At 69.9% G+C, this 25,860-nt stretch carries 27 protein-coding genes; 17 read left to right on the top strand and 10 right to left on the bottom strand.

Annotated features, from left to right (window positions below; all coding sequences use genetic code 11):
* The first annotated feature begins 174 nt into the window (after positions 1 to 174).
* On the top strand, positions 175 to 507 hold the full coding sequence (locus E9536_RS02535; RefSeq protein WP_048026491.1) for a putative quinol monooxygenase: 333 nt from the start codon (positions 175 to 177) through the stop codon (positions 505 to 507).
* Positions 507 to 1,664, top strand: a complete 1,158-nt coding sequence (locus E9536_RS02530; RefSeq protein WP_136469224.1) for an iron-containing alcohol dehydrogenase — start codon at positions 507 to 509, stop codon at positions 1,662 to 1,664. Before E9536_RS02535 ends, E9536_RS02530 begins: the two co-directional genes overlap by 1 nt.
* A 213-nt stretch (positions 1,665 to 1,877) precedes the next feature.
* Here E9536_RS02530 and E9536_RS02525 read toward each other — a convergent pair whose 3' ends face one another.
* Entirely contained in the window at positions 1,878 to 2,786 is a 909-nt protein-coding gene (locus tag E9536_RS02525) for a LysR family transcriptional regulator (RefSeq protein WP_027791195.1), read from the bottom strand.
* Between the two features lie 174 nt (positions 2,787 to 2,960).
* Here E9536_RS02525 and E9536_RS02520 point away from each other — a divergent pair, with 174 nt between their 5' ends.
* On the top strand, positions 2,961 to 3,545 hold the full coding sequence (locus E9536_RS02520; RefSeq protein ID WP_136469223.1) for a putative glycolipid-binding domain-containing protein: 585 nt from the start codon (positions 2,961 to 2,963) through the stop codon (positions 3,543 to 3,545).
* 36 nt (positions 3,546 to 3,581) lie between these two features.
* On the opposite strand, the gene E9536_RS02515 is transcribed toward E9536_RS02520, so the two are convergent.
* Both E9536_RS02515 and E9536_RS02510 read right to left on the bottom strand, forming a co-directional pair.
* Complete coding sequence (locus E9536_RS02515; RefSeq protein ID WP_027791197.1) at positions 3,582 to 4,574, bottom strand: sulfonate ABC transporter substrate-binding protein; 993 nt, start codon at positions 4,572 to 4,574, stop codon at positions 3,582 to 3,584.
* Between the two features lie 349 nt (positions 4,575 to 4,923).
* Positions 4,924 to 5,331 (bottom strand): DUF427 domain-containing protein, encoded by a 408-nt coding sequence (locus tag E9536_RS02510; RefSeq protein WP_060085025.1) that lies wholly within the window; start codon positions 5,329 to 5,331, stop codon positions 4,924 to 4,926.
* A gap of 265 nt (positions 5,332 to 5,596) precedes the next feature.
* Here E9536_RS02510 and E9536_RS02505 point away from each other — a divergent pair, with 265 nt between their 5' ends.
* The gene (locus E9536_RS02505) at positions 5,597 to 7,258 is read left to right on the top strand and encodes an ABC transporter substrate-binding protein (RefSeq protein ID WP_059684287.1); all 1,662 of its coding nucleotides are present in this window, start codon (positions 5,597 to 5,599) and stop codon (positions 7,256 to 7,258) included.
* 100 nt (positions 7,259 to 7,358) lie between these two features.
* Here the strand turns inward: E9536_RS02505 and E9536_RS02500 are convergent, their stop codons facing one another.
* The 6 genes from E9536_RS02500 to E9536_RS02475 all read right to left on the bottom strand — a co-directional run bounded on the left by E9536_RS02500 (position 7,359) and on the right by E9536_RS02475 (position 13,243).
* Entirely contained in the window at positions 7,359 to 8,306 is a 948-nt protein-coding gene (locus E9536_RS02500) for a TauD/TfdA family dioxygenase (protein WP_136469222.1), read from the bottom strand.
* Between the two features lie 156 nt (positions 8,307 to 8,462).
* The gene (locus E9536_RS02495) at positions 8,463 to 9,416 is read right to left on the bottom strand and encodes a TauD/TfdA family dioxygenase (RefSeq protein WP_027791201.1); all 954 of its coding nucleotides are present in this window, start codon (positions 9,414 to 9,416) and stop codon (positions 8,463 to 8,465) included.
* 148 nt (positions 9,417 to 9,564) lie between these two features.
* Positions 9,565 to 10,410: an ABC transporter ATP-binding protein gene (locus E9536_RS02490; protein WP_060173188.1), complete on the bottom strand. Its 846-nt coding sequence runs from the start codon at positions 10,408 to 10,410 to the stop codon at positions 9,565 to 9,567.
* 32 nt (positions 10,411 to 10,442) lie between these two features.
* Positions 10,443 to 11,261: an ABC transporter permease gene (locus tag E9536_RS02485; protein ID WP_060085028.1), complete on the bottom strand. Its 819-nt coding sequence runs from the start codon at positions 11,259 to 11,261 to the stop codon at positions 10,443 to 10,445.
* A 48-nt stretch (positions 11,262 to 11,309) separates the two neighbouring features.
* Entirely contained in the window at positions 11,310 to 12,161 is an 852-nt protein-coding gene (locus E9536_RS02480; protein WP_060208103.1) for an ABC transporter permease, read from the bottom strand.
* Between the two features lie 14 nt (positions 12,162 to 12,175).
* The gene (locus tag E9536_RS02475; RefSeq protein ID WP_060194761.1) at positions 12,176 to 13,243 is read right to left on the bottom strand and encodes an ABC transporter substrate-binding protein; all 1,068 of its coding nucleotides are present in this window, start codon (positions 13,241 to 13,243) and stop codon (positions 12,176 to 12,178) included.
* Between the two features lie 99 nt (positions 13,244 to 13,342).
* Here E9536_RS02475 and E9536_RS02470 point away from each other — a divergent pair, with 99 nt between their 5' ends.
* From E9536_RS02470 to E9536_RS02410, 13 genes are all read left to right on the top strand, one after another.
* Positions 13,343 to 13,762, top strand: coding sequence for a hypothetical protein (locus E9536_RS02470; protein ID WP_136469221.1), 420 nt, complete (start codon positions 13,343 to 13,345; stop codon positions 13,760 to 13,762).
* 344 nt (positions 13,763 to 14,106) lie between these two features.
* Positions 14,107 to 14,289, top strand: a complete 183-nt coding sequence (locus E9536_RS02465) for a Flp family type IVb pilin (protein WP_027791205.1) — start codon at positions 14,107 to 14,109, stop codon at positions 14,287 to 14,289.
* A gap of 90 nt (positions 14,290 to 14,379) precedes the next feature.
* Entirely contained in the window at positions 14,380 to 14,853 is a 474-nt protein-coding gene (locus tag E9536_RS02460; RefSeq protein ID WP_027791206.1) for a prepilin peptidase, read from the top strand.
* 20 nt (positions 14,854 to 14,873) lie between these two features.
* A complete protein-coding gene (gene cpaB, locus E9536_RS02455) occupies positions 14,874 to 15,893 on the top strand; it encodes a Flp pilus assembly protein CpaB (protein WP_136469220.1) in 1,020 nt (339 codons plus the stop codon).
* A gap of 54 nt (positions 15,894 to 15,947) precedes the next feature.
* On the top strand, positions 15,948 to 17,330 hold the full coding sequence (locus tag E9536_RS02450) for a type II and III secretion system protein family protein (protein ID WP_136469219.1): 1,383 nt from the start codon (positions 15,948 to 15,950) through the stop codon (positions 17,328 to 17,330).
* A 15-nt stretch (positions 17,331 to 17,345) separates the two neighbouring features.
* Positions 17,346 to 17,726: a CpaD family pilus assembly lipoprotein gene (locus E9536_RS02445; protein WP_021164087.1), complete on the top strand. Its 381-nt coding sequence runs from the start codon at positions 17,346 to 17,348 to the stop codon at positions 17,724 to 17,726.
* Positions 17,727 to 17,747: 21 nt separating this feature from the next.
* Positions 17,748 to 18,971, top strand: coding sequence for an AAA family ATPase (locus tag E9536_RS02440; protein ID WP_060194759.1), 1,224 nt, complete (start codon positions 17,748 to 17,750; stop codon positions 18,969 to 18,971).
* Positions 18,968 to 20,386, top strand: coding sequence for a CpaF family protein (locus tag E9536_RS02435; RefSeq protein WP_059484272.1), 1,419 nt, complete (start codon positions 18,968 to 18,970; stop codon positions 20,384 to 20,386). The genes E9536_RS02440 and E9536_RS02435 overlap by 4 nt, the downstream gene beginning before the upstream one ends.
* Positions 20,383 to 21,360: a type II secretion system F family protein gene (locus E9536_RS02430; protein ID WP_136469218.1), complete on the top strand. Its 978-nt coding sequence runs from the start codon at positions 20,383 to 20,385 to the stop codon at positions 21,358 to 21,360. Before E9536_RS02435 ends, E9536_RS02430 begins: the two co-directional genes overlap by 4 nt.
* The gene (locus E9536_RS02425) at positions 21,357 to 22,301 is read left to right on the top strand and encodes a type II secretion system F family protein (RefSeq protein ID WP_136469217.1); all 945 of its coding nucleotides are present in this window, start codon (positions 21,357 to 21,359) and stop codon (positions 22,299 to 22,301) included. The genes E9536_RS02430 and E9536_RS02425 overlap by 4 nt, the downstream gene beginning before the upstream one ends.
* On the top strand, positions 22,298 to 23,173 hold the full coding sequence (locus tag E9536_RS02420; RefSeq protein ID WP_136469216.1) for a tetratricopeptide repeat protein: 876 nt from the start codon (positions 22,298 to 22,300) through the stop codon (positions 23,171 to 23,173). Before E9536_RS02425 ends, E9536_RS02420 begins: the two co-directional genes overlap by 4 nt.
* Positions 23,170 to 23,598 (top strand): TadE family protein, encoded by a 429-nt coding sequence (locus E9536_RS02415; RefSeq protein WP_021162502.1) that lies wholly within the window; start codon positions 23,170 to 23,172, stop codon positions 23,596 to 23,598. Before E9536_RS02420 ends, E9536_RS02415 begins: the two co-directional genes overlap by 4 nt.
* Complete coding sequence (locus tag E9536_RS02410) at positions 23,591 to 24,631, top strand: TadG family pilus assembly protein (protein ID WP_124841008.1); 1,041 nt, start codon at positions 23,591 to 23,593, stop codon at positions 24,629 to 24,631. The genes E9536_RS02415 and E9536_RS02410 overlap by 8 nt, the downstream gene beginning before the upstream one ends.
* Here E9536_RS02410 and E9536_RS02405 read toward each other — a convergent pair.
* The gene (locus tag E9536_RS02405; protein WP_136469215.1) at positions 24,604 to 25,857 is read right to left on the bottom strand and encodes a glycosyltransferase family 87 protein; all 1,254 of its coding nucleotides are present in this window, start codon (positions 25,855 to 25,857) and stop codon (positions 24,604 to 24,606) included. The two genes, E9536_RS02410 and E9536_RS02405, sit on opposite strands and share 28 nt — an antisense overlap.
* Positions 25,858 to 25,860: the final 3 nt, after the last annotated feature.

The raw sequence follows: 25,860 nt of genomic DNA, 5'->3' as shown, positions 1-25,860 counted from the left end.
TTTCGCCGGGCTTTTTGCGGCCCGATGCCGGCTCTGCGAAGACCGTGCGGATTCAATACAATGCGACGACAAGCCAGTGACACGGCGTTGCGCCGTCGCGTTCGAATCCCCCGGTTCGCCGCGCATCGTGTGCGTCCCCGTCGTGACGGCCCCCAGTCGAACACGGAGCGCAACATGAACGAACCCTACCTTCAGGTCATCGCGCATTTCTTCGCCAAACCGGGCAACGGCGACCGCGTGCTCGAACTGCTCGCGGAACTCGCGCCAGCGACGCGCACCGAGCCGCAGAACCTCGACTACGCGTATTTCCGGTCGGCGGAGGACCCCGACCATATCGTGATCCTCGAACGCTACCGCTATGCGGACGGCCTCGACGTGCATCGGGATACGCCGCATTTCCAGCGGATCGGTGTCGGCGCGATCTTTCCGTTGCTCGATCGCCGCGACGTGTTGCGCTTCATGGTGCAGCCGGACACCGGCACGGCGACGTCGCCGGGAGGTGCCTGATGAACCCGTTTCAATTCCGCACCGTGCCGACGCAGGTCGTCGAATTCGGCGCCGCGCGCCGGCTCGGCGCGTTGTTGCGTGAACGCTTTCCGGCGCTCGTGCGGCTGTGCGTCGTCACCGATGCGTTCCTGCATCGCAGCGGCGTGCTCGCGCCGGCGCTGGAGAGCCTCGCCGCGCACGGCTGGCAGGTCACCGTGATCGACGACGTGATCGCCGATCCGCCCGAGCAGGTGATCCTCGACGCGACCGAGCGGGCCGTCGCGGCCGATGCGGAGATCGTGCTCGGCCTGGGCGGCGGGTCGTCGATGGACGTCGCGAAGCTGATCGCGGTGCTCGTGCCCGGGCAGCAGGCGCTGGCCGACATGTACGGCGTCGACAAGGTCACGAGCGCGCGGCTGCCGCTCGTGCAGATGCCGACGACGGCCGGCACGGGCTCCGAAGTGACGGCCGTGTCGATCGTCACGGTCGGCGAGGCGCGCAAGATGGGCGTCGTGTCGCCGCACCTGTTCGCGGATGTCGCGATCCTCGACGCCGAACTGACGCTTGGCCTGCCGCGCGCGGCGACGGCCGCGACGGGCATCGACGCGATGGTGCATGCGATCGAGGCCTACACGTCCGCGCGGCTGAAGAACCCGGTGTCCGACATGCTGGCCGTGCACGCGCTGACGCTGCTGTCGCGCAACCTGCTCGCGGCGTGCGACGACGGCCACGACCGCCACGCGCGCGAGGCGATGCTGGTCGGCGCGATGTTCGCGGGGCAGGCGTTCGCGAATGCGCCGGTCGCGGCCGTGCACGCGCTGGCCTATCCGGTCGGCGGGATCTTCCATGTGCCGCACGGGCTGTCGAATGCGCTCGTGCTGCCGCACGTGCTGCGTTTCAACGCACCGGCCGCCGCACCGCTGTATGCGGAACTCGCGGCGATCGTCGCGCCGTCGGCGACGGGCAGCGACGAAGCGCGTACGCACGCGCTGATCGGCGAGATCGACCGGCTGATCGCCGCGACGGGCATTCCGCGCACGCTGCGCGAGGTCGGTATCGGAGAGGGCGACCTGCCGAGGATGGCGTCGGACGCGATGCTGCAGACGCGCCTTCTGGTGAACAATCCGCGCGAGGTGACGGAGGCCGACGCGCTGGAGATTTACCGGCAGGCGTGGTGACGGGGCGGGCGTGCGTGGCGCGCCGCCCGCCATGCATTCACGTCGCGATGCGCGCGCCGCCCGCCGCGCGGGCCGTGCCGCGCCGCATGCGCATGCGAGCGCAACGGCCGCGAGCCCGCATCCGGCCCGCGGCGTGACGAGCAATGCGTCATGTTCGACGCGCACGTGAAGGAACCGGGGAAGTCGCGGCAGGCTTGACGGCGGCTGCCGTCGTCAGCGGGCAGGGCGGGCCAGCAGCGGCGGGATGTCCTGCTTCAGCAGGTCGACGACGGCCCGCACGCGCGGCGGCAGCGGCCGCTGCGCGTGGACGAGCACGTTGAGCGCGAAGTCGGGAATCGCGTAGCGCGGCAGGAGCTCGACGAGCGTGCCGGCCGCGAGCGCATCGGCGCAGGCCGGGTGCTGGACCACGCCGATGCCGCCGCCCGCCGCGATCGTGTCGAACATCGGCCGCCAGTGGCTCGTCGTCATGATCGTTCGGATGCGCGCGTATTCGAGCGGGCCGCCGTCGTGCTGCACGGGCAGCCGTTCGCTCGCGAAGACGCCTTTCACGCGGATGAACGGATGGTTGGCCAGATCGGCCGCCGTGTCGATCGGGCCGCACCGGTCGAGATACGACGGCGCGGCGACGAGCCGGCGGCCCACCGTGCCGACCGGGTGCGCGACGAACCCGCCGTCGCCGAGCTGTCCGACGCGGATCGAGATGTCGACGCCTTCCGTGACCGGATCGACGATGTCGTCGTTCAGGACCAGATCGATGTGCAGGCCCGGATACGCGGTGCGGACATGCATCAGCACGCCCGGCAGCACGACCTCGCCGAAGCATTGCGGCGCCGCGAGCCGGATCGTGCCGTCGAGCGCGGTTTCCGTCTTCGAGACCGATGCGACCGCATCGTCGGCCGCTTCGAGCAGCGCCTTGCTGCGGTCGTAGAAGATCCGGCCTTCTTCCGTGCACACGAGGGTGCGCGCACTGCGCATCAGGAGCCGTGTGCCGAGATGCTTCTCGAGCCGTTCGATGCGCTCGCTGACGGCCGGCTGGCCCATGTCGAGATCGCGCGCCGCGCCGGACATCGTGCCGCGCTCGACGACCCTGACGTAGATGCGCATCGTCGCCAGCAAATCCATGAAGTCGCGCCCCTTGTCCGGTTCCGGTTGATGCCGATCGACGGATGGTACCAAAGCACGGCTGACTGAAGGTGTGGAGCGACCCGATACTGACCATCGGTTGCGCAAGCCGCGTGTGTTCGCCGGAGCGATGGGCGACAATCGGCTTCCGTGCGATCGACTGGAGACGATGACATGACGCGACAGGATGAAGCGGTGCGCACGCGCTGCGTCGCATGGCAGATCGTGCAGACCTGGCAGGCGGCCGAATGGTGCAGGCTCGTCGAGTCGCGAACGGGTATCGGCTTGTCGGGGTCGGTGTCGGGCGCGATCGACGGCGCGCCGTTTCGTGTCGATTACGCGGTCTCGTGCGGCGCCGACTGGCTCACGCGCGCGGCGCGCATCACGCAGTGGGGCGGCGCGCAGCCGCCACGGCAGCGGGATATCGCGTGCGACGCAGGGCGCTGGACGATCGACGGCGTCGACGTACCGGCGCTCGCGGGCGCGACCGATATCGATCTCGGTTTCAGCCCGTCGACGAACACGTTGCCGATCCGGCGGCTCGGGCTGGCCGTCGGCGAGGCGGCCGTGATCCATACCGCGTGGCTGCGCTTCCCCGAATTCGAGTTCGTGCGCGGCGAGCAGCGTTATACCCGCACGGCGGAGCACGTGTACCGCTACGAAAGCGGCACGTATGCGGCCGATATCGCGGTCGACGAAGCGGGCCTCGTCACCGACTACGACGAATGGCGGCGCATCGGCGCGGCCCCTGCGCGCTGACGCACGCGTGCCGCGTCGTGCGTCGGCGGCAGTGCATCAGCGTGCGCTGGCCACCGACAGCTTGCCGGGAATCAGCTTCAGCGCGCTGAACGCGTCGGCGATGTTCTGCTGATACGCGAGCGTCGCGTCGCTGATCGGCTGGACGCCATAACCGGCGCGCTTGAGCGCGACTTCGAGCGTCGGCGCGTCGAGGCCGACGAGCGGCGACAGTTGCGCGGCGACTTCCGCCACGTGGTCGCGTGCCCAGCGGTCGACCGCGTCGACCTCGTCGAGCAGCGCGCGCAGCACCTGCGGGTGAGCGGCCGCGTATTTTCGTGCGGCGAGGTAGTACTGCGTATTGCGCACGAGCCCTTCGCCGTTCGCGATCACGCGCGCGCCGATCTGCCGCTCGGCGGCGGCCAGGTACGGATCCCAGATCACCCACGCATCGACGTTGCGCTGCACGAACGCGGCGCGCGCGTCGGCGGGCGTCAGGTAGATCGGCTGGATGTCGGCATACGTCAGGCCCGCGTGTTCGAGCGCCTTCACGAGCAGGTAGTGGACGTTCGAGCCTTTGTTGAACGCCACCTTCTTGCCGCGCAGCTGCGCGACGTTGCGGATCGGCGAATCGGGCAGCACGACGATCGCCTCGCCCTGCGGCGCGGGCGGCTCGTTGCCGATGTAGACGAAATCGACGCCGCCCGCCTGCGCGAAGATCGGTGGCGTCTCACCGACCGTGCCGACGTCGATCGCGCCGGCGTTCAGGCCCTCGAGCAATTGCGGGCCGGCCGGAAATTCGAGCCATTGCACCGTGACGCCCTGGCTCGCGAGCCGCTTTTCCAGCGTGCCGCGTGCCTTGAGCACGACGAAGTTGCCGTATTTCTGGAAGCCGACGCGCAGCCGCGTGCCGCTGTCTTGCGCGTGCGCGGGCAGGCCGGCGAGCGGGCCGAGCGCGAGCCCGGCCAGCCCGGCGGCCGCGCCTTGCAGCCATTGGCGGCGCTGCGGGTTCGCCGGTGTCGGTTCAACGTCTGCGTGCGGTGTGTCGTTCATCGAAGCGTCCTGCGGGCGAAGGAGCGGGCCGCGCGCGAAAGGCGACGCGGTCGGCGCAGGGCGGGGCCGGATGCGGGCGCTGCACGCCACGGGCCGGCCCGCGCCGGACTCGTGACGATACGTCCGCCTGCGTTGGCGGCCAACCAACGAATGCGCATATGCAAATCAGCGGTGGACGCGTTGCGGGCGTCCGATCCGGCGATCAGTGCAGAAACCCGCAGCGACGAGCCAAAACGCGGCCGGAACGGGGCGGCATGGCAGGCCGCCCCGGAGGAATCGCCGCCTCGCACGCGCGGCCGCCCGGCGCGCGACGCGCGACGAGCCGCTGCCTGAACCGCTGCCGCGACGCTCAATCGGAGCCGGTCGTGCTTTCCTCGATCGAATCGACGCGATCCGGATAGAACGCGAGGTGCCCGCGGATCGCGTCGACGGCCGGATAGGGCGCCTCGTAGGTCCAGACGGCATTGACCGAGCGTTCGCCGCCGACCGGGATCGAGTAGTACGCGCAGTCGCCCTTGTACGGGCAGTAGGTCGCGTGATCGGTGCGCAGCAGCAGCGTCAGGTCGGCGTCCTCGCGCGGGATGTAGAGCACGGCCGGGTAGGCGGCTTCGCGCAGCGCCAGCGCGCGGCGCGTGTCCGCGACGATCCGGCCGGCCGCCTTGACCACGACCCGCCGCGGGTGCGATTCGATCGTGATCGGGTGATCGGGGCCCGGCGTCTTCACCGGGCGAGCAGGCGTATCGGGGCTGACAGGCATGGTGTGTCCTCCTGGAATCGGCGGCGCGACGGGATGCGCGCCGGCGTTGGCCAGCCGATACGATGCGCCCATTTCGGCGAACCTGCACGGGGCCGGAAGAGACCACGCGCGCCACGTGCCCGACGCTCGCACGGACATCCCCGTGCCGCGGCGGCGGGATGCCGATCCAGCGATAAGCAACGCGAAATTAATTGGTAAGCGATCGGCGGGCGACGCGCGAAGATCGGCCGTCGTCATTTGCATGACAGCCACCGATTCCGCCACCATGAAGACCTCTTTCGTTTCGCCCGCCGCGCCCCGTGTGCGGAAACCGCCGCGCGCCGCGACGGCCCTGCGCTGCATCGCGGCGTCGCTGCTGCTCGCCGGCGCGGCCACGCAGGCGCTGGCCGCGCCCGCCGGCAAGACGCTCGTGTATTGCACCGAAGGCAGCCCGGCCGGCTTCGACCCGGGCCAGCACACGACGAGCACCGATTTCGACGCGAGCACGTTCACGATCTACAACGGGCTCGTGCAGTTCAAGCGCGGCACGCTCGATCTCGAACCGTCGCTCGCGACAAGCTGGGACGTGTCGCCCGACCAGCGCACGATCACGTTCCATTTGCGGCGCGGCGTGAAGTTCCAGACGACCGCGTGGTTCAAGCCGACGCGGCCGTTCCAGGCCGACGATGTCGTGTTCACGTTCCGCCGGATGCTCGATCGGGACGATCCGTTCCGCAAGGCCTATCCGGTCAGCTTCCCGTATTTCAGCGACCTCGGTTTCGACCGCAACATCGAACGCATCGACAAGGTCGACGACTACACGGTGCGCTTCGTGCTGAAGACGCCCGACGTCGTGTTCGTGCGCAATCTCGCGATGGCGTTCGCGTCGATCCTGTCGGCCGAGTACGCGTCGCAGCTCGCGGCGCGTCACCGCGAGGCCGACATCAACCAGTTCCCGGTCGGCACGGGGCCGTTCCTGCTGCGCACGTACCAGAAGGACGCGCTGATCCGCTACGACGCGAATCCGGACTACTGGAAGCCGGACGACGTGAAGCTCGCCCGCCTCGTGTTCGCGATCACGCCCGATCCGGCCGCGCGCCTGCAGAAGCTGGTGTCCGGCGAGTGCCAGGTGTCGGTGTTCCCGCGGCCGGCCGACCTCGACACGGTGCGGCGCGACCCGAAGCTGTCGTTGTTCTCGGGGATGGGTTTCAACGTCGGCTTCGTCGCGTACAACACGCAGCATGCGCCGCTCGATCGCGTCGACGTGCGGCGCGCGCTCGACATCGCGATCGACAAGTCGGCGATCGTGAAGACCGTGTTCAACGGCGACGCGAAGATCGCGACGAACCCGATGCCGCCCGCGCAATGGTCGTACAACCCGCGCCTGAAGGATGCGCCGCGCGATCCGGCGGCCGCGAAGGCGCTGCTCGCGCAGGCCGGTTTCCCGAACGGCTTCGACCTCACGCTGTGGGCGATGCCCGTGCAGCGCCCGTACAACCCGAATGCGCAGCTGATGGCGCAGTTGATCCAGCAGGACTGGGCGAAGATCGGCGTGCGTGCGAAGATCGTCAGCTACGAATGGGGCGAATACAACCGCCGCGCGAAGCTCGAAGGGCAGCACGACGCGATCCTGTACGGCTGGTCGGGCGACAACGGCGATCCCGACAACTGGCTCGGCACGCTGCTCGGTTGCGACGCGGTGCACGGCAGCAATCTCGCGAAATGGTGCAACCAGGATTTCGAACGGCTGGTGGACGCCGCGCGTTCCAATGCGGACGTCGCGAAACGCACGGCGCTGTACGAACAGGCGCAGGTCGTGTTCAAGGACCAGGTGCCGTTCACGCCGATCGCGACGTCGATCGTGTCGCTGCCCGTGTCCAAGCGCGTGCACGGGCTGACGTTCTCGCCGCTCGGCGGGCACCGCTTCGACGGGGTCTGGCTGGATTGACGGACGGGCCGCGCGCACGCGCGGCCCGCGCATTCATCGGCGTGACGTGACGGAAGTGACGGAAAGGCCGGCGCGCCGCGGTGCGCCGGCTGCCGCCGGTTCAGTTGAGCGCGACCGCCGCCGCGGCCTCGACAGGCGAGCCTTCGAGCGCGACCGACGGCCGGCCGTCGGGGCCGACCGGCACGTCGCCGGTGAGCGTCGTGCGATAGAGCTGGCGGTCGAAGTCGAGATCGAAGATGTCGACCGGCGCGAGGTGGGCGGTCGCGCGGTTGTCCCAGAACGCGATGCTGCGCGGCTCCCACTTGAAGCGGATCGTGAATTCAGGCCGCGTCACGTGTTCCCACAGCAGTTCGAGCAAGGCCTGGCTCTCGCGCGGCGTCAGCCCGACGATCGATTTCAGGAAGCTCGGGCTCACGTACAGCGCGCGTTCGCCGGTCTCCGGGTGCACGCGCACGAGCGGATGCTCGGTGACGAGCGGGCGGCGTTCGACCGCGTCGTCGAACGCATCGGTTGCGCGCGCGCCGGCCGGCGGCGTGAAGCGATGAATGCCGCGCAGGCCGTCGACGAAGCCGCGCAGCGGCACGGACAGCGTTTCGTACGCGCGCACGAGGTTGGTCCAGTGCGTGTCGCCGCCGTAAGGCGGGATCGTCACGCCGCGCAGGATCGATGCCCACGGCGGGTTCACGGCGGCCGTCACGTCGGTGTGCCAGCCGGTCCACGGCCGGCGCACCGGTTCGCCTTCGAAACGGGTGGCCTTGCGGTGTTTCGCGATCGAGTACACGGCGGGATGCCCGTCGACGTGCCCGAACACCGGGTGGCCGACCGTCGGCTCGCCGAACTGCGCGGAGAACGCGACGTGCTGCTCGTGCGTGAGGAACTGCTCGCGGAAGAAGATGACGCGCCATTTCAGCAGCGCGGCGCGAATCGCCGAGATCTGCGGCGTGGTCAACGGTTGCGTGAGGTCGACGCCGCGTATTTCCGCACCGATATGGGCGGACAGCGGGATCACGTCGATCGGCTCGGCGGCGGGTTCGAGTAAGGCGCTCATGCGACGCTCCTGGCGGAAGTGAACGGGGTGCGGGGCCGACATCGTTGCGCGTGCGTGCGTCGGTCCGGTGGCGGGAAGGGCATGGTCGGGTGTCCGGTGGCGAAGGAGGCAGGTGCGGCGGCGCGCACGGAACGGCGCCGCCGCGTGACGCGGGCGTTATTGCAGCGTCGCGCCCGGCCCCTTCAGCACGACGCTCCGGCGGCCGTCGATGCCGACCGGCACGTCGCCGTGCACGGTCGCGCGGCGCACGACACGGCGCGCATCGCCGTAGTCGTTGATCGCGTAGTGCTGCGTCGCGCGGTTGTCCCAGATCGCGACGTCGCCTTCCTGCCAGTTCCAGCGCACGGTGTTCTCGAGACGCGTCACATGCTCGTGGAATACCTGCAGCAGGTGCGCGGAATCCTGCGCCGACAGCCCCTTGAGCCGCTGCACGAAATGCCCGAGCACGAGCGTGCGTTCGCCGGTTTCCGGATGGACGCGCACGACCGGGTGCTCGGTTTCGTAGACGGTCGACGTGAACACTTCGCGGTAGCGCTTCAGTTGCGCAGCGTCGGCATGCACGTGCGTCGACGCGTAGTCGTACGCGTTCGTATGCAGCGCCCACAGCGTGTCGGCGAGCGCGCGCAGCGGGTCGGGCAGGTTCGCGTAGGCGGCGGCCGTGTTGGCCCACACGGTATCGCCGCCGAACGGCGGAATCACGACCGCGCGCAGGATCGAGACCTTCGGGTACGCATCGACGAACGTCACGTCGGTGTGCCACGAATTGGCGCGCGCGCCGTGTGCGGAATCGAGTTCGAGCAGGTGTGCGCTGCCGTCGACGGACGGCACGGTCGGGTGGGCGACGGTCTCGCCGAAGCGGCGTGCGAACGCTTCCTGCGCGGTGTCGTCGAGGTGGTGCTGGCCACGGAAGAACAGCACCTTGTGGCGCAGCAGCGCGGCCTGGATCGCGTCGAACGTCGCGTCGTCGAGCGTGCCCGACAGCCGCACGCCGGCGATCTCGGCGCCGATCCGGCCAGCGACCTGGCGAAGCTGGAGCGGGGTGGCGGCCGTGCGCGGCGCGGCGTGCGAAGCATGCGAAGACGGGTGAGCGGCGTGCTGGACTTCGGACATCGGGAGTCTCCTGGAGTCGGGTCGGTCGAGTCTCCATTCAAGCAGGGACCGTGCGCAACCGGAACCGATGAATCGTCACAACCTTAGCGTGCGTGCGGCGACGATCGATATGCGTCGTCATGCTGAGCAAATCGAAGCGCCATGCGTGCTACCACGCAAGCCGCCATTCGCCGATCCGGTGCGGGCGCGGCGGGTCGATACGCTTGCCGCGCGGGTGATCGTCGCCCGGCGGTTCGCCGTCGTCGAAACCGGAGAGCACGGTGTCGCGCAGCCGCGCGAATTCCGGTGAATCCCGCCGGCGCGGGCGCGGCAGCGCGACGTCGACGATGCGCTCGATGCGGCCCGGGCGCGGCGCCATCGTCACGACACGGTCGCCGAGATACACGGCTTCGTCGACGTCGTGCGTGACGAGGATCATCGTGATGCGCTCCTGTTCCCAGATGCGCAGCAGCTCGTTCTGCATCCGCGCGCGCGTCTGCGCGTCGAGCGCGCCGAACGGCTCGTCGAGCAGCAGCACGCGCGGGCGGTTCACGAGGCCGCGTGCGATCGCGACGCGCTGCGCCATCCCGCCCGACAACTGGTTCGGATACGCATGCTCGAAGCCGTTCAGCCCGACGAGCGCGACGTGATCGGCGACCGCGCGGCGCTTCGCGGCCGCGTCGAGCGGCGCGTTGCGCAGCGCGGCCTCGATGTTCTGCGCGACGGTCAGCCACGGGAACAGCCGGTGATCCTGGAACACGATCCCGCGCTGCAGCGACGTGTCGCGTACGCGCTCGGCGCCGGCACGGATCTCGCCCGCGTAGTCGGTGTCGAGCCCGGCGATCAGGCGCAGCAGCGTCGACTTGCCGCAGCCGCTCGCGCCGACGATCGTGACGAACTCGCCGGCGCGCACGTGCAGCGACACATCGTCGAGCACGGCGAGCGCGGCGCCGCGTTGCGCGTAGTGCTTGCTCACGTGGAGGATGTCGAGCGAATCGGAGGCGAGGGTCGTCATGGCGGTGTGAGGAAGGGGGAAAGGAAGGGCGATCAGCGCGGCAGGTCGCCGCGCCGGGCCAGCACCTTGCGCTCGATCGCGCGTGCGATCGCGTTCAGGGCCCAGCCGGTCACGCCGACGACGATGATCCCGAACAGCACGAGATCCATCCGGAACTGCTCGCTGCCGTCGATCAGCGTGTTGCCGATCCCGCTGCCGGCGACCAGCAGGTATTCGGCGCCGAGCGTCGCGAGCCACGAATAGATCAGGCCGAGATACAACCCGGTGAAGATCGACGGCAGCGCGGCCGGCAGGATCACGTGGCGCACGAGCTGGAGCCGCGAGTAGCGCAGCGCGCGGGCGACGTCGACATACGCGCGCGGCACCGCATGAATGCCGTCGCAGGTGTGCGCGGCAACGGGCAGCAGCGCGGCGAGCGACAGGAACACGACCTTGGCGACGTCGCCGAGGCCGAACCATACGGAAATCAGCGGAATCCACGCGAACAGCGAGATCTGCTTGAACGTGTCGAAGCTCGGGCCGACCATCCGCGCGGCGAGGCGCGACAGCCCGAGCGCGGTGCCGAGCAGCAGCCCGCCGGCCGCGCCGATCGCGAAACCGCAGGCTTCGCGCGCAAGCGACGCGGACAGCGCGCGGCCGAGCGCGCCGCTCGTGGCTTGCGCCCATGCGGTGCGCAACACGTCGGCCGGGCCGACGAGCAGCCCGCTGTTCACGAGGTGCGCGGACGCGATGGCCCACCACAGCGCGAGCGCGACGAGCGGCAGGACGAAGCCGCGCCAGTCGGGCGCACGCAGGCGGCGGGCGGCCGTGGCGGCCGGCGGTGCGGCGTCCGGCGAAGCGGAATGCGTCACGGGAGAATCTCCTTCGGTTGCACGGGCAGGGCGGGCATGGTGCGTGGCTCAGCCCCGGAAGGCGGACGGCACGCCGCGGCGCAGGCGCGCCTCGAGCGCGTCGAGCAGCCGGTTGATCAGCAGGCCGACCGCCCCGACGACGATCACGGCGGCCATCACGAGATCGAGCTGGAACAGTTGCCGCCCGTACACGATCAGGTAGCCGAGCCCTTCGGACGATGCGACGAGCTCCACGACGACGAGCGCGAGCCACGATTTCGTGAACGCGAGGCGCACGCCGGTCGCGAGCGTCGGGATCGCGGCGGGCAGCACGACGTGCACGATGCGCTGGCGGCGCGTGTAGCCGAATACGCGCGCGACTTCGTCGAGCGCGGGCGGGGTCTGGCGAAATCCTTGCAGCGTGCTCAGCGTGACGGGAACGAGCGCCGCATGCGCGATCAGCAGGTATTTGAGCGGTTCGCCCACGCCGACGAGCAGCAGCAGGAACGGCAGCCAGCCGAGCACCGGAATCTGCACGAGCGCGTTGAAGCTCGGCAGCACGTAGGCTTCCAGCGTGCGCGACAGGCCGAGCGCGACGCCGGTCGCGAAGCCGAGCAGCGTGCCGGCGGCGAACCCGACCAGCACGCGCTGCAGGCTGATCAGCGTGTGGCGCACGAGATCGCCGCTCGTCGCGAGATCCGCGAGCGCGTCGAACACGCGTTCCGGCGGCGGCAGGATCTGCGGCGCGATCCAGCCGCGCGCGCTGCCGACGCTCCACAGCGCGAACAGCAGCGCGGGCAGCAGCCACGGCGCGAGCCGCCACGACCACCGTTTCACGTGTGCCGCCGGGTGCGGCTGTGCGGTGAGCGCGGCGGGCGGGCGAGTGTCGGATGACGGGACGGAAAACGCGGTGTCGCTCATCGGGAAAGTCCGGGTCAGGAAAGGGGCTTGCCGGCCGCGTCGTATCGTTGCCAGTAGTTTTCGAGCTTCAGCGTGCGCAGCGCGTTGTCGAGATACTTCGGCTCGAACCAGCCGTCGACGTCGACCGGCTGGCGAATCAGTTTCAATGCGAGCGCATCCTGCGCGACGGACTTGTAGCGCGCGACGAAGAACGGATCGATCAGCGGCGACAACCGGTCCTTCAGGCGCTGGTTCGCGTAGTCGGCCTGCCACGACGAAACCGGCACGCCGCTCTTCGCCCACAGCTTGAACAGCGCATCGCGGTTCGCCTCGTCGGACGACCATTGCGCGCTCTTCACGATCGCGGTGACGACACGCTGCACGATGTCCGGATGCGCGCGGTCGAAATCGTCGAGCACGAGCAGGTGCGTCTGGCGCGTGAACTGCGGGCCGTCGTTCTGCGATTCGTAGATGATCTTCGCGAGCCCCGCGTCGCGCAGCTTGTACAGCTGGTAGTCGCCCACCGACGCGTCGATGCCTTTCGACGCGAGCGCGGCGAGCGAGCTCGCGGCGTCGAGGTTGATCACGCGCAGGTCGCGTTCGCCGAGGCCGTTTTTCGCGAGTGCGTTGTCGGCGACGAGCTGCAGGTTGGTGCCGCGGAAGATCGACACGCGGCGGTCCTTCAGGTCCTTGATCGAGCGGATCGTGGAGTCGGGCGGCACCGCGATCTTGACGCCCGAGCGCACGCTCGCGGCGAGCAGCAGGCGCGTCTTGATTCCGTTCGCACGCGCGAGCACGGCGGGCAGGTCGCCCTGGTACGCGAAGTCGAGCGCCTTGTTGGCGATCGCCTCGTTGACGGCAGGCCCCGCGCCCTTGAAGAACAGCCATTCCACCTTGATGCCGTCTGCCGCGAACTCCTTTTCGACCTGTTGCTGCAACTGCGCGGTGGCGGGGCTCGAGCCGCCGAACGTCGGCGGATCGCCGGCGCCTTGCTGGGCGACGCCGATGCGGATGGTGGCGGGCTTGTCGGCGTGCGCGGCGGCGGCCGGCAACGCAATGAGGGACGCAATGAACAGCGATCGCAGCAGGCGCAGTGGAAGCATGAATCGACGGGTCCGGAACGTTGAGGAACAAGGCCGGGCCGCAGCCCGTCGGGGCATTCTCGATGACGTGCCGGGGCCGGACAAGAAACGATTTGAACTATGCTTATCGCCGCCTTGCGGGTTGCCGCGCCGCGCGCTCCGTTCTTTGCGGCGGAGAACCGCATTCACATGCATTGGAGATTCATTCAGGATTCCCATCATGTCGATTGCGGCCGGATGCCGAATCGGGCAATCGTCGATTTGAAAATCGCAATGGCGGCGTGGATGGAATCGCGTAAGGGGCGCTGGCCGAATCCGGGCGGAAAGACGGAGGCCGGTAATCGGGGAAATGCGATGCGGGCCGGTCAATTTTGCCGGGAAGTCAGGCCGGATAAGGAGAAGCGAGCCGCTGTCGATCGATCCGGCATGCTGATAAATCGAATGGAAACGGTTCGGCGGCCGGCCGGAAAATCATGCGCCGCAACAGTGGCAATGCCTGTTCCGATACATGAATCATGCGAAATGCCGCGAGAAAAATGAAGGCAAATGAGCGATATGGCATTCATCGTTGCAGCATGAAATCCATAAATGCACTCCGACGCCAAATCATTTGAATTCGCCTGAAAAATTGTCTATACCCTAGACGAATCAGCGTGGTTGCATCGTGCGGGAAGACCGCACCATGGATGCGGGCATGCAACGGTCGAAGTCATCGTTGCGCGCCGCGTGTTGTCGTGATCGAGAGTATTCCGGGGGATGCGAACGACCCAGTGCCAGGGTCGCCCGCAGGCATCGCAATGGGCGAAGGTCCTGCGCAACCGCCGGAGCAAGGGTGCGTCTTTGCGTTCAACGGTCGGTCACCGACCCGTTACACGGAGGTTGCCATGCTGCAATACGTCAAGTCCCTGCTGCGTGACGAACGCGGCGTCAGCTCGCTCGAATACGCAGTGCTGGCCGGCATCGTCGTGGTCGCGCTGGCGGCGGTCGGCGTGATCCTCAGCAGCAACACCGGCGGCTTGCCGAGCATATTCACGACGCTGATCAACAAGGTGACGAGCCTGATCTGATCCGCTGAACCCGCGCGCCACCGACGAACACCGGGATCCGCAGCGGTAGAACGTATCCGCGGCCGGTGCGTGTCGACGGACGGCTCTCCCATGCTCACGCTCGTGCAGTCGGTGGCCACGGTCTTGCTGGCTTCGCTCGCCGCGCAGGATCTGCGCGACCGGCGGCTGTCCAATCGCGTGGTGCTCGCGTTCGCGGCGCTGTATTTCGTCGCGGCGGCGCTGGCGCGCGACGGCTTCGCGCCGCTGGCCGGGCATGTCGCGATCGGCGCGGCGACGCTGGTGCTGTTCGGCGCGATGCGTCACGCGGGCTGGATCGGCGGCGGCGACGTCAAGCTCGCGGCGGCGGTATGCCTGTGGGCCGGCCCGGCACTGGTGTTTCCGGTGCTGGCGAGTGTCGGCGCGGGCGGTGCCCTGTGCGGCGTCGCGTTGCTGGTATCGCGGTCGCGGCGCGCCACGCCGGTGCACGCGATCGACGCGCGCGGCGTGCCGTACGGCGTGGCGCTGGCGCTCGGCGGCACGCTGGCCGTCTGGGCGTCGTTTCCACACACGGTTTCGCTTACCTAGCCCGGGGGACGCACGCCGCCATGCCCAAACCGCTGAGAATGGCCGTGCTCGTCGTTGCCGCCGGCATCGGTGCGTTCATCCTGCGCGAACTCTACGTCGCCGCATCGACGCCGTCGGTACCCGCCGAAACGGATCAGGCGCGCGTGCGGGTCGCCGCCGCCGACCTGCCGGAAGGGCTGCTGCTGCGCGACAACGATCTCGCGTGGAAACGCATGCCGCGCGCGCAGGTGCCGGCCGGCGCGTTCGTCGAGTCGCAGCCGGGCGCGGACCTGAAGGGCGCGCTGCTGCGCAACCACGTGGGCGCGGGCGCGCCGATTCGCGTCGAGAACGTGATTCCGGCCGGCGCGCCGGATTTTCTCGCGGCCGCGCTGCAACCCGGCATGCGCGCGATCTCGGTGCCGGTCGACGACGTGTCGGGCAACGCGGGGCTGATCCAGCCGGGCGACTTCGTCGACGTGTTGCTGACGCAGCAGATCGGCGGCTCGGCGACGTCGCCGGGCACGTTCGAAGCGGAGACGGTGGTGCGGCGTGCGCGCGTGCTCGCGGTCGGTTCCGAATTCCAGCGCGCGAAGGCGCCCGCGAGCGCGCCGGACGCGACGGCGCGCGCGCGCACGGTCACGCTCGAGGTCGCGCCGCGCACCGCGCAGGTCGTGCTGGTGGCGACCCGCCTCGGCTCGCTGTCGCTCGCGCTGCGCAGCTTCGCGACGAGCGACCGGCGGCAGCCGGCGGGCGGCGACGAGCAGGAGGCCGATACCCAGCCGGTGTGGGCCGGCGACGTGTCGCGCGCGGCGCGCGAGACCGCACGCGAGCCGTCCGCCGGGCCGGAAGCGGGCGCGCGGCCGGCGTGGCGGAACAACGCCGTCGTGATCTATCGCGGTTCGTCGGTCGACGACGGATCGCACGGCGGCGGAACCGGCACGCCGGGCCTGCCGCCGCTGCCGTCCGGGCTGCCGTCGTGGCCGGCGATGCCCGCGGCACCGGGCGGTGCCAATGTCGCGGCGCAGGCGGGTGCGCCGCCGCCGGGAGCGACGGTGCAGTGACGGATTGACGATTCGGGCCGTCCGTCCGGCGGCCGGCATTTGACGGGAACACGCATGGTGCGCATGGTTCGTTGGATCGCTTTCCTGGGCCTGGCTTGCGGCATCGCGTGCGGGGGCGCCGCCGCGCAGGTCGCGCGGGCGCCGGACGCGGGCGCGGCGCTGTCGATCGCGACCGGCAAGGGCGAACTGCTGTCGCTGCCCGAGCCCGCAACCGCGATGTTCGTCGCCGATCCGGCCATCGCGGACATCCAGGTGCCGTCGCCGCGTACCGTATTCGTGTTCGGCAAGAAGGCGGGCACGACCACGCTGATCGCGCTCGGCGCGAACCATCGTCCGATCCTGCGCAAGACGGTGATCGTGCAGGTCGACACGGCATCGCTGCAGGGCGTGCTCGACAGCCGCTTCCCGCAACTGAAGCTGTCGGTGTCCGGTGCGCCGGGCTCGCTGATGGTGTCGGGCAAGGTGCCGAGCGCGGCCGACGCCGACGCCGTGATGCAGTCGCTCACGCCGTACCTGCACGACAAGGAAAAGATCGTCAACCGGCTCACGCTGTCGCGCCCGATCCAGGTGAACCTGCGCGTGCGGGTGACGGAGGTGAGCCGCAACATCACGCAGCAGCTCGGCATCAACTGGAGCTCGCTGGGCGGGGCCGGCAACTTCGTCGGCGGGCTGTTCAACGGGCGCACGCTGTTCGATCCGACGACCAGCCTGTTCAACCTGTCGCCGACGGGCGCGTTCTCGGTGCTCGGCGGGTTCCGCGCGGGACGCTGGTCGATCGACGTGGTGCTCGACGCACTCGACCAGGAGGGCCTGATCACGATGCTCGCCGAACCGAACCTCACCGCGATGTCCGGCGAGACCGCGAGCTTCCTCGCGGGCGGCGAGATTCCGATCCCGGTCGCGCAGGCCGGCTCGTCGACCGGCGCGATCACGGTCGAGTTCAAGCCGTTCGGCGTGTCGCTCGATTTCACGCCGACCGTGCTCGCCGACAACCGGATCAGCCTGAAGGTGCGGCCGGAAGTGAGCGAGGTCGATGCGAACAACAGCGTGACGACCGGCGGCGTCAAGGTGCCGGGGCTCACGGTGCGGCGCGTCGAGACGACCGTCGAGCTGTCGAGCGGGCAGAGCTTCGCGATCGGCGGGCTCCTGCAGAGCCAGACGGCCGACACCGTGTCGCAGATCCCGGGGCTCGGCCGGCTGCCGATCATCGGCCGGCTGTTTTCGTCGAAGAACTTCCAGGACAACAAGACCGAGGTGGTCGTCATCGTCACGCCGTACATCGTGCAGCCGGCCGGGCCCGGCCAGCTCGAGCAGGCGATCGACACGGTCGCGCGGCCGAGCAGCGACCTGGAGTTCGCGGTGCAGCGCAACCTGGGGCTCGACCTGCTGTCGGGCGATACGCCGCGCCTCGTCGGCGCCGCGGGCTTCGTGTACTGAACCGGAGGCGCGCCCATGCGAACCCGATCGATCGTTGCCGCACTGCTGCCGCTGGGGCTCGCGGGCTGCCTGTCGGCGCCGCCGCCGGTCAACCTGCCCGATGCGCGGACGATCGGCTTCGACGGCGCGCGCGCGGTGCCGCCCGATTGCGCGACGCTGATGCAGCCGTCGCATCTCGTCGACGCGGGGTACGCGCGGCCCGGCGTGCCGTTCGGCTGCGCGACCTACTCGAACCTCGCGGCGATGCTCGCGCGGCCGGAGGATCTCGTCGCGCCCGTGCCGTACGGCGGCGCGGACGCGCAGGCCGCGGCCGACGCAGTGCGCCGCTACGTCGAGGACCGCGTGAAGCAGCCGACGCCCGGCAAGACGCTGACGACCGGCTCGCCCGGCCATTGAACCGACCCGGATGCCATCACGATGCCGCCCATGAACCTCCTCGATCGCCAGCACACCCGGCGCGCCGCGTCCGCGGGGGCGGCCGATCTCGTCGCGGTCGTCGCCGATCCGGGCAGCGAGGACGTGATACGCCGCGTCGCGCAGGAGCTGTCGATCACGCGCACCCATCTGCAGGCGGGCACCTGCGACGATGCGATCCGGCTGCTGCAGCAGTACGAGCGTTCGCCGCGCCAGCTCGTCATCGACGTGTCGGATTCGGTGCTGCCGGTGTCGGACCTGATGCGGCTCGCCGACGTGTGCGACCCGTCGGTGCGCGTCATCGCGATCGGCACGCAGAACGACGTCGGGCTGTTTCGCAACCTGCTCGGCATCGGCGTGCAGGACTACATCGTCAAGCCGCTGACCGTCGAGTTGATGCGGCGCGCGCTGACGGCCACGGAATCGGTCGTCCAGGCGCGTACCGGCAAGGTCGTCAGCTTCGTCGGCGCCCGCGGCGGCGTCGGCGCGACCACGATCACGGTGAGCCTCGCGCGCTTCCTGGCGGGCGAGAAGCGCCGCCGCGTGGCCTATGTCGACCTGAACCTGCATGGCGGCGGCGCGAACTCGATGTTCGGGCTGTCCAGCAACAACGGGCTGATCGAACTGCTGAACATGGGGCAGCGCCCCGACGACGCGTTGTTCGAGCGCATGTTCGTCACGAAGGGCGACCGGCTGCACGTGCTGTCCGCCGAGCTGGCGTATGGCGCCGACACCCCGGTGGGCGACGAGGCCGTCGCGCGCCTGGTCGACATGCTGAAGGACCGCTTCCACTACGTGCTGTTCGACGTCGGGAGCGGCGCCGGCAAGCTGCTCGAGGACGCGCTCGTCGCGTCCGATCTCGTTCATGTCGTGGTCGACCGCTCGGTGCATGCCGCATACGAGGCCGCGCGGCTCGTGCGCTTCGTGCGGGAACTGCCCGGCGAGCGGCTGCTGTCGATGGTGCTGAACAACCCGCTCGCGCCCGTCGCGGGCCGGGTCGAGCCGGTCGATTTCGAGGAGGCGTTCGGCGGCGCGCCGCTGCACGAACTGCCGCACGAGCCGCAGACGCTCGCCGTCGCCGAGAACCTCGGCGAGCCGATCGAAGGCGCGAAGCGGCACGGCTTCGTGGATCAGATCCGGCAGCTCGCGAACGGCATCACCGGCGAGCCGATGGTCGTCGCCGAGCCGTGGTATGCGCGGCTCGTCAAGTGGAGGAAGGGATCGTGACGTTCGGTACCCGCAACCGGCCGCCGGCGAACCCCGTGCCGGCCGCGACGCCCGCCGTGGCGCACGAGCCGGCACCGGCTCCGGCTCCGGCGGAAGCACCTGCGCCCGCGTCGGCATCGGCCCGTGCCCCCGTGGCGGCCGATACCCACGAGGCGCTGATCCGGTCGAGCAAGTTCGATGCGATCCGCCACGCGGTGTTCACGTCGATGAACATGTCGGCGGCGCTGATGAAGACGCGCGACGAGGTGCGCGCGGGCATCGAGCAGGTGGCCGCGCACACGGTCGAGCGCGAGCGCCTGAAGATCACGGCCGGCGAGCAGGTGCTGATCGTCGATGCGATCCTGAACGACATGTTCGGCGTCGGGCCGATCGAGCCGCTGCTGGCCGACGACACGGTCACCGACATCCTTGTCAACGGGCCCGACCAGGTGTACGTCGAGCGCGCGGGCCGGCTCGAGCTCACGTCGCTGAAGTTTCGCGACGACGCGCACGTGGCGAGCGTCGCGCAGCGGATCGCGGCGGCGGTGGGGCGGCGCGTCGACGAGAGCAGCCCGATGGTCGATGCGCGGCTCGCCGACGGCAGCCGCGTGAACGTCGTGCTGCCGCCGATCGCGATGCGCGGCCCGTCGATCTCGATCCGCAAGTTCGCGAAGCGCGACATCACGCTCGCGCGGATGGCGCAGCAGGGCAACATCTCGCATCCGATGCTGCAGGTGCTGAAGGTCGCGTGCGCGTGCCGGCTGAACATCGTGATCTCGGGCGGCACCGGCTCGGGCAAGACGACGCTGCTCAACGCGCTGTCGCAGCATATCGAGCAGCACGAACGGATCGTGACGATCGAGGATGCCGCCGAGCTGCAGTTGCTGCAGCCGCACGTCGTGAGCCTCGAGACGCGCCCGGAAAATACCGAGGGGCTCGGCGGGATCTCGCAGCGCGATCTCGTGCGCAACGCGCTGCGGATGCGGCCCGACCGCATCATCCTCGGCGAGATTCGCGGCCCCGAGGCGTTCGACGTGCTCCAGGCGATGAACACGGGGCACGACGGCTCGATGACGACGATTCACGCGAATTCGCCGCGCGACGCGATCAGCCGGCTCGAGAGCATGGTCATGATGGCGAACGCGAACCTGCAGCTGCTGTCGATCCGCCGCCAGATCGCGAGCGCCGTGCACCTGTTCGTGCAGATCGAGCGGATGCGCGACGGGGTGCGGCGCGTGACGCGGATCACCGAGATCGTCGGGATGGAAGGCGAGGTGGTCATCACGCAGGACCTGTTCGTGTTCCGCCAGGAAGGCGACACGACGCGCGATGCGGTGAAGGGCGTGTTCGAGGCATCGCCGTTGCGGCCGGGATTCGCGGCGCGTGCCGCGTATTACGGCGTCGAGGATGCGCTCGCCGAGGTCTTCCGGCAATGAGGGCCGCCGACCTGTTCGCGGCGGGCGGGTTCGTGACGATCCTCGCGATCGGGCTCGTGCTGTCGTCGCTGTTCGATCGCGCGAGCCATCATCCGGCGCAGCGCATCCGCGCACGGATGCGAAAGCTGTCGCCGTCGCTCGCCGGGCACGCCGGGCACGCGTCCGCCGCGCCCGGCGTCGCGCTGTTCAACCTCGAGCGCCGGCAAGGCCGCCTGCGCGCATGGCTGCAACGCCGCGTGACGCGGGTGCGCGCGGTCGGCGGCAAGGGCGGGGTGAGGATCGTCGTCGCGAGCACGATCGCCGGTGCGATCGCGGCGATCATCGTGGTGAAGCTGATCGGGCCGCCGGACTTCCTGCGTCCGCTGATCTATGCCGGGTTGCCGCTGGTCGCGATGCGCGCCAGCTACCGCGCGCTGGTCGACCGGTTCCGGGTGCGCTTTCTCGAAGCGTTCCCGGACGCGATCGACGTGATCGTGCGGGCCGTGCGCGCGGGGATTCCGGTCACGCAGGCGATCGGCATGGTCGGCGACGGCGCGGCCGAACCGGTGCGCGCGACGTTCCGTTCGATGGGCGACAGCCTGCGCGTCGGCGCGGATCTCAAGGACGTGCTGACGCAGGCGGCGGACCGGCTGATGATCGCGGACTTCTCGTTCTTCACCGTCTACCTGCTGCTGCAGCGCGAGACCGGCGGCAGCCTCGGCGAAACGCTCGACGAGCTGTCGAGCATCATCCGCACGCGCCGCGACATCCGCCTGAAGACCCGCGCGCTGACCGCCGAGGGGCGCATCACGACGAACATCATTTCGGCGGTGCCGTTCGTGATGATCGGCGCGCTGTTCCTCGTGAACCGCGACTACGTGATGCTGCTGTTCTCGACGCACGCAGGGAACACGATGCTGACGATCGCGGCCGGGTTGCTGACGGTCGGCCTGCTGGTGATCCGCAAGATCTCGAAACTGGATACCGCGCGATGACGATGTCGATACTGGCCGCCCGCGGCTTCGAATTGCTGCTGTTGCTCGCCTGTGTCGCGGCGGCGCTCGGCAGCCCCGGCGGCGGCACCCGCCAGCGGATCGCCGTGCGTGTGCGGCAGGCTGCCGGGCAGCACCCGCCGGCACCCGTGACGGGGTGGCTGCAGCCGGGCGGCGTTCGCCAGGACCTGACGCGCCGGCTCGCGCAGCTGGGCGAACGGTTGCCGGTGCTCGACCCGATGCAGCGCGTGAAGCTCGGCCTGCAACTGACGCGCGCGGGTTTTCGCGAGCGCCGCGCGGTGTCGTCGATGATCGGGATCAAGCTGAGCTGCGGCGTGCTGTTCGCATGCGGCGCGATCGTGTTCAGCCCGCTGATTCCGCGCTTCGGCGAATACTTCGTGATCCGGGCGCTGGCGATGGTCGCCGCGTTCGTGGTCGGCGTGATCGTGCCGGAGTACGTGCTCGGCGCGATGATCCGGCGGCGGCGGCGGCTCATCGCCGCGTGCTTTCCGGACGCGCTCGACCTGCTGGTGATCTGCACGATGGCCGGCAACAGCCTCGCGTCGGGCATCCGGCGCGTCGCACACGAACTGTCGCGCATCTGCCCGCCGCTCGCCGACGAGCTGACGGTGTGCGCGGACGAGCTCACGCTGAGCGGCGACGTGTCCGCGACGCTCGCGCATTTCGCGACGCGCGTCGATTTCACGTCGGCGCGGTCGCTCGCGACGACGCTCACGCAGTCGCAGCGCTTCGGCACGCCGATCACGCAGGCACTGCGCACCCTGTCGCGCACCGAGCGCACCGAGCAGATCGTCGCGCTCGAGGAACGGGCCGCGAAGCTGGCGCCGAAGATCACGTTGCCGATGATGCTGTTCATCCTGCCGACTGTGTGCCTGATCGCAGCGGGCCCGGCGGCGATTCGCCTGCTCGAGGTATTCAGATGACACGATCCGTCGTACGTGCGTTCGCGTTCGCGCTCGCGGCCGTGCTGCCGGTGCTGGCCGGCGGCTGCGCGCCGGGCATCCAGACGCGGCCGGTGCTGTCGCACAAGAGCGACGACCCGCAGGCCGAGCTACGCATCGCGGACAGCGCGCTCGCCGGCGGCAACGTCGATCTCGCATCGACGCTGTACGAGAAGGTGCTCGCGAAGCATCCCGAATCGCTTGCGGCGCGCCTGGGGCTCGGCGACGTCAACTATCGCGCGGGCGACCTGGAGCGCGCGCGGATGCTCTACGACGAGGCGCAGCGGCAGGCGCCCGCGGAACTCGGCCCGCGGCTCGGGCTCGCGCGCGTCGCGTTGCGGCAGCGGCGTCTCGACGAAGCCGCGCAGCGCTATCGCGACCTGCTGGCCGCGCAGCCGAACCATCCGCTCGCGGCGGAAGGGCTCGGCACCGTGCTCGACCTGCAGGGGCGTCATGCGGATGCGCAGGTCGTCTATCGCGACGCGCTGCGCGCGCACCCGGACGCGCAGGGGCTGCGCGTCGACCTCGGGTTGTCGCTCGTGCTGAGCAACCGGCCGCGCGAAGGCGTGAACGTGCTGCTCGACGTCGCCGGGCTGCCGTCCGCGCCGTGGCAGGCGCGCCAGAACCTCGCGTTCGCGTACGGCGTGCTCGGCAATACCGATTCGGCGAAGAAGCTGCTGTCCGCGGATTTGCCCGCGTCGGCGGTGGCCGACAACCTGCGCTTCTACCAGGCGGTGCGCACGCGGCTCGCGTCGCGCGGGGGCGGTGCCGGCGGCTCCAGCGCCGCGCCGCCGATGTCCGGCGCGGCGCTGGAGCCGGGCGTCGCGCCGCCGGGTGCGGGGGCCGCAAAATGACACGCGGGGCGACCGGCGCCCGCCGCGCGCGCGGCGTCGTGTCTCTCGAATTCGTGCTGATGCTGCCGTTCCTGCTGATGGTGCTGATCGGCATCATCGACACGAGCCTGATCTTGTGCGACAAGGCCGTCATCACGAACGCGAGCCGCGAGGCCGCGCGGGCCGGCGTCGTGCTGCGCGTGCCGATGCTGACCACGACGCAGATCGCGGGCATCGCGCAGAACGCGATGCAGAACAGCCTGATCACCGGCGGCACCGCGACCACCCCGGCGGTGACCGTGACGCAGGCGAACGGCACGACGTCGGGCACCGCGCTGACGGTGACCGTGACCTACACGTATACGGGGCTCGTGCTGGGTTCCGCGTTCAGCGCGCTCACCGGCCCGGTGACGGTCTCGGCGACTTCGGTGATGCTCTATGAATGACGTGTGCGCGACGCAACCCGCCGGCCCCGCGCGGCAGCGCGGTTCGGTCGCGCTGTTCTTCCTGATGTTCCTGATTCCGCTGCTGTCGTTCGGCGCGCTGGCGATCGACATCGCGTGGGTGGTCACGGTGAACAACCAGTTGCAGAACGCGGCCGATGCGGCCGCGCTCGCGGGGGCCGATGCGATGATGTCGCCGAGCGGCGGCGCGGTGAACTGGTCGCAGGCCGCGCCGGCGGCGAACGGCGTGATCGCGCGGAACTCGGCGGCCGGTGCGACGCTGTCGACCGGCACGGTGACCACCGGATACTGGAACGTGACGCGCAATCCCGCATCCATGCAGCCGACGACCATCACGCCCGGCACCTACGACGTGCCGGCGGTGCAGGTCACCGTGTCGCGCGCGCCCGGCGTGAACGGCGGCTCGATTCCGCTGCTGCTCGGCGGGCTGCTGGGGATCCCCGGCGCCTCCGGCAGCGCGACCGCGGTGGCGGTGCTGGCGGCGCCGGGCGGGGTGGCGGCCGGCGCGCTGTTTCCGGTTGCGATCGACCAGTGCGTGTACAACCTGTACTGGAACGCCGCGACCAACCAGCCGCTGATCAATCCGCTGACCGGCCAGCCGTACGAGTTCTCGATCACGAACGGCCAGGTCTACGGCCTGCTCTGCATGGGCGGGCAGTGGACCTCGTTCCAGTCGACCGCGACCGACACGACGACGATGGGGAACCTGATGGTGACCGGCAACCCGACGGCGCTCAACATCGGCGACAGCATCAATCTCGCGACCGGCGTGAAGGCGACGCTCTATACGTCGGTGCCGGTCGGCACGACGGTGGTGCTGCCGGTCGTCACGCAGACCGCGACCAGCACCACCGTGCCGATCGTCGCGTTCGCGCCGTTCCATATCGACGTGTCGCTCGGCGGCACGTACAAGTACATCCAGGGCCACTTCGTCGCCGGCGTGAAGATGTCGGGCTCAGGGACCGGCGTCGGGCCGTACTACGGCGTCTACGTGCCGCCGCGGCTCGCGTTGTGAGCACGCGGGCCGGCGCGGCGCAGCAGCACGAGGAGCGCGAACAGCGTCACGGCCGGGCCGATCTGCGGCCATTGCAGCCACGGGTTCAGGTATTCGACGATCGGCAGCAGCCACATGAGCGCGATCGCGGCCTGCTCGCCGCGCAGCCAGCCGTCCTGCCAGCCGGTCGCCAGCATGCACGCGATCGCGATGCCGAGCCACGCGAGCTCGTAGTGCCACACGTACGGGTTCGCCGCGAGCGTCGCGACCGCCAGCACGGCGGCACGCAGGCGGAGGTCGCGCGAACGGGTCCACACGATGCAGGCGGCTGAGATCGCCAGCGCCGCGATGCATGCCTGCGCGGCATACGCGAGCCCGGGCGTCAGGCCCGCGAGCCGAAAGGCGGCGAACGGCGCCGGCGACGCGAGCCAGAACACGACACCTTGCTCGAGGAGGAGCGACCGCGCGAGCGCGGTGCCGGCGACGAACCGATGGAGCGACTCGACGCCGCAGACGAGGACGCTCAATGCGGCGAACGCGGCGGTGGCGAGCGCGGCCCACGCGATCGTGCGCCATGCGCGCGTGGCGATCAGCACGAACGGGAACAGCAGCGCCAGTTGCGGCTTGGCCGACAGCAGGCCGATGCAGAGGCCGGCCCACATCGGCCGGCGGTCCGCCCAGCAGACGGCCAGCGCCGCGCACGACGCGGTCAGGAACGCGTTTTGCCCGAACATCCCGGTGACGAACACGCACGGGGCGGCGATCAGCGCGAACCCGCCGATGCGCCCTGCGCCGGGGATTGCGCCGAGGCCCGATACGCGCGATGCGGCGAAACCGAACACGGCGACACCGAACGCGACGAACAGCGGATAGCCGATCGCAAAAGGCAGCAGCGCGAGCGGCGTCACGAGCAGCAGGTTGGTGGGCGGGTACAGCCACGCGACGAGGTCGTCGCGGCGGAACTGCGGGAACAGCTCGGCGGCCAGCCGCGAGAAGGTCGGCACATCGTACGCTTGCCACGGCGAGCCGTGCAGCATCACGTACGACGCCGTCCAGAACACCGCGTAGTCGGGGCCCGGGCGCGACGGGGCGGTGGCCGGTGCATGACGGACGACGGATACCCAGATCGCGACGAACAGCGCGTAGCACGCGAGCGCGACCGCGCTGTACGCAACGACGCGCCGCGGTGTCAGCCATGCGCGGACGGGATGGTCCGCCGATCGCATCGTTTGCCGGGCGAGATCCATGCG

The sequence above is a fragment of the Burkholderia sp. LS-044 genome (genome assembly GCF_004803625.1).
GTDB lineage: Bacteria > Pseudomonadota > Gammaproteobacteria > Burkholderiales > Burkholderiaceae > Burkholderia > Burkholderia cepacia.
The sequence above is the reverse complement of the archived record's forward strand: the minus strand, read 5'-3'. Positions and strand labels throughout refer to the sequence as shown.

What these genes read in the sequence shown, in the direction of transcription:
- E9536_RS02530 (WP_136469224.1), top strand. Translation starts at nt 507, where the DNA reads ATGAACCCGTTTCAATTCCGCACCGTGCCGACGCAGGTCGTCGAATTC.
- E9536_RS02430 (WP_136469218.1), top strand. Translation starts at nt 20,383, where the DNA reads ATGAGGGCCGCCGACCTGTTCGCGGCGGGCGGGTTCGTGACGATCCTC.
- E9536_RS02480 (WP_060208103.1), bottom strand. Translation starts at nt 12,161, where the DNA reads ATGAGCGACACCGCGTTTTCCGTCCCGTCATCCGACACTCGCCCGCCC.
- E9536_RS02405 (WP_136469215.1), bottom strand. Translation starts at nt 25,857, where the DNA reads ATGGATCTCGCCCGGCAAACGATGCGATCGGCGGACCATCCCGTCCGC.
- E9536_RS02520 (WP_136469223.1), top strand. Translation starts at nt 2,961, where the DNA reads ATGACGCGACAGGATGAAGCGGTGCGCACGCGCTGCGTCGCATGGCAG.
- E9536_RS02450 (WP_136469219.1), top strand. Translation starts at nt 15,948, where the DNA reads ATGGTGCGCATGGTTCGTTGGATCGCTTTCCTGGGCCTGGCTTGCGGC.
- E9536_RS02500 (WP_136469222.1), bottom strand. Translation starts at nt 8,306, where the DNA reads ATGAGCGCCTTACTCGAACCCGCCGCCGAGCCGATCGACGTGATCCCG.
- E9536_RS02525 (WP_027791195.1), bottom strand. Translation starts at nt 2,786, where the DNA reads ATGGATTTGCTGGCGACGATGCGCATCTACGTCAGGGTCGTCGAGCGC.
- E9536_RS02440 (WP_060194759.1), top strand. Translation starts at nt 17,748, where the DNA reads ATGCCGCCCATGAACCTCCTCGATCGCCAGCACACCCGGCGCGCCGCG.
- E9536_RS02475 (WP_060194761.1), bottom strand. Translation starts at nt 13,243, where the DNA reads ATGCTTCCACTGCGCCTGCTGCGATCGCTGTTCATTGCGTCCCTCATT.
- E9536_RS02505 (WP_059684287.1), top strand. Translation starts at nt 5,597, where the DNA reads ATGAAGACCTCTTTCGTTTCGCCCGCCGCGCCCCGTGTGCGGAAACCG.
- E9536_RS02445 (WP_021164087.1), top strand. Translation starts at nt 17,346, where the DNA reads ATGCGAACCCGATCGATCGTTGCCGCACTGCTGCCGCTGGGGCTCGCG.
- E9536_RS02510 (WP_060085025.1), bottom strand. Translation starts at nt 5,331, where the DNA reads ATGCCTGTCAGCCCCGATACGCCTGCTCGCCCGGTGAAGACGCCGGGC.
- E9536_RS02460 (WP_027791206.1), top strand. Translation starts at nt 14,380, where the DNA reads ATGCTCACGCTCGTGCAGTCGGTGGCCACGGTCTTGCTGGCTTCGCTC.
- E9536_RS02495 (WP_027791201.1), bottom strand. Translation starts at nt 9,416, where the DNA reads ATGTCCGAAGTCCAGCACGCCGCTCACCCGTCTTCGCATGCTTCGCAC.
- E9536_RS02515 (WP_027791197.1), bottom strand. Translation starts at nt 4,574, where the DNA reads ATGAACGACACACCGCACGCAGACGTTGAACCGACACCGGCGAACCCG.
- E9536_RS02465 (WP_027791205.1), top strand. Translation starts at nt 14,107, where the DNA reads ATGCTGCAATACGTCAAGTCCCTGCTGCGTGACGAACGCGGCGTCAGC.
- E9536_RS02410 (WP_124841008.1), top strand. Translation starts at nt 23,591, where the DNA reads ATGAATGACGTGTGCGCGACGCAACCCGCCGGCCCCGCGCGGCAGCGC.
- E9536_RS02415 (WP_021162502.1), top strand. Translation starts at nt 23,170, where the DNA reads ATGACACGCGGGGCGACCGGCGCCCGCCGCGCGCGCGGCGTCGTGTCT.
- E9536_RS02470 (WP_136469221.1), top strand. Translation starts at nt 13,343, where the DNA reads ATGCTTATCGCCGCCTTGCGGGTTGCCGCGCCGCGCGCTCCGTTCTTT.
- E9536_RS02490 (WP_060173188.1), bottom strand. Translation starts at nt 10,410, where the DNA reads ATGACGACCCTCGCCTCCGATTCGCTCGACATCCTCCACGTGAGCAAG.
- E9536_RS02535 (WP_048026491.1), top strand. Translation starts at nt 175, where the DNA reads ATGAACGAACCCTACCTTCAGGTCATCGCGCATTTCTTCGCCAAACCG.
- E9536_RS02420 (WP_136469216.1), top strand. Translation starts at nt 22,298, where the DNA reads ATGACACGATCCGTCGTACGTGCGTTCGCGTTCGCGCTCGCGGCCGTG.
- cpaB (WP_136469220.1), top strand. Translation starts at nt 14,874, where the DNA reads ATGCCCAAACCGCTGAGAATGGCCGTGCTCGTCGTTGCCGCCGGCATC.
- E9536_RS02425 (WP_136469217.1), top strand. Translation starts at nt 21,357, where the DNA reads ATGACGATGTCGATACTGGCCGCCCGCGGCTTCGAATTGCTGCTGTTG.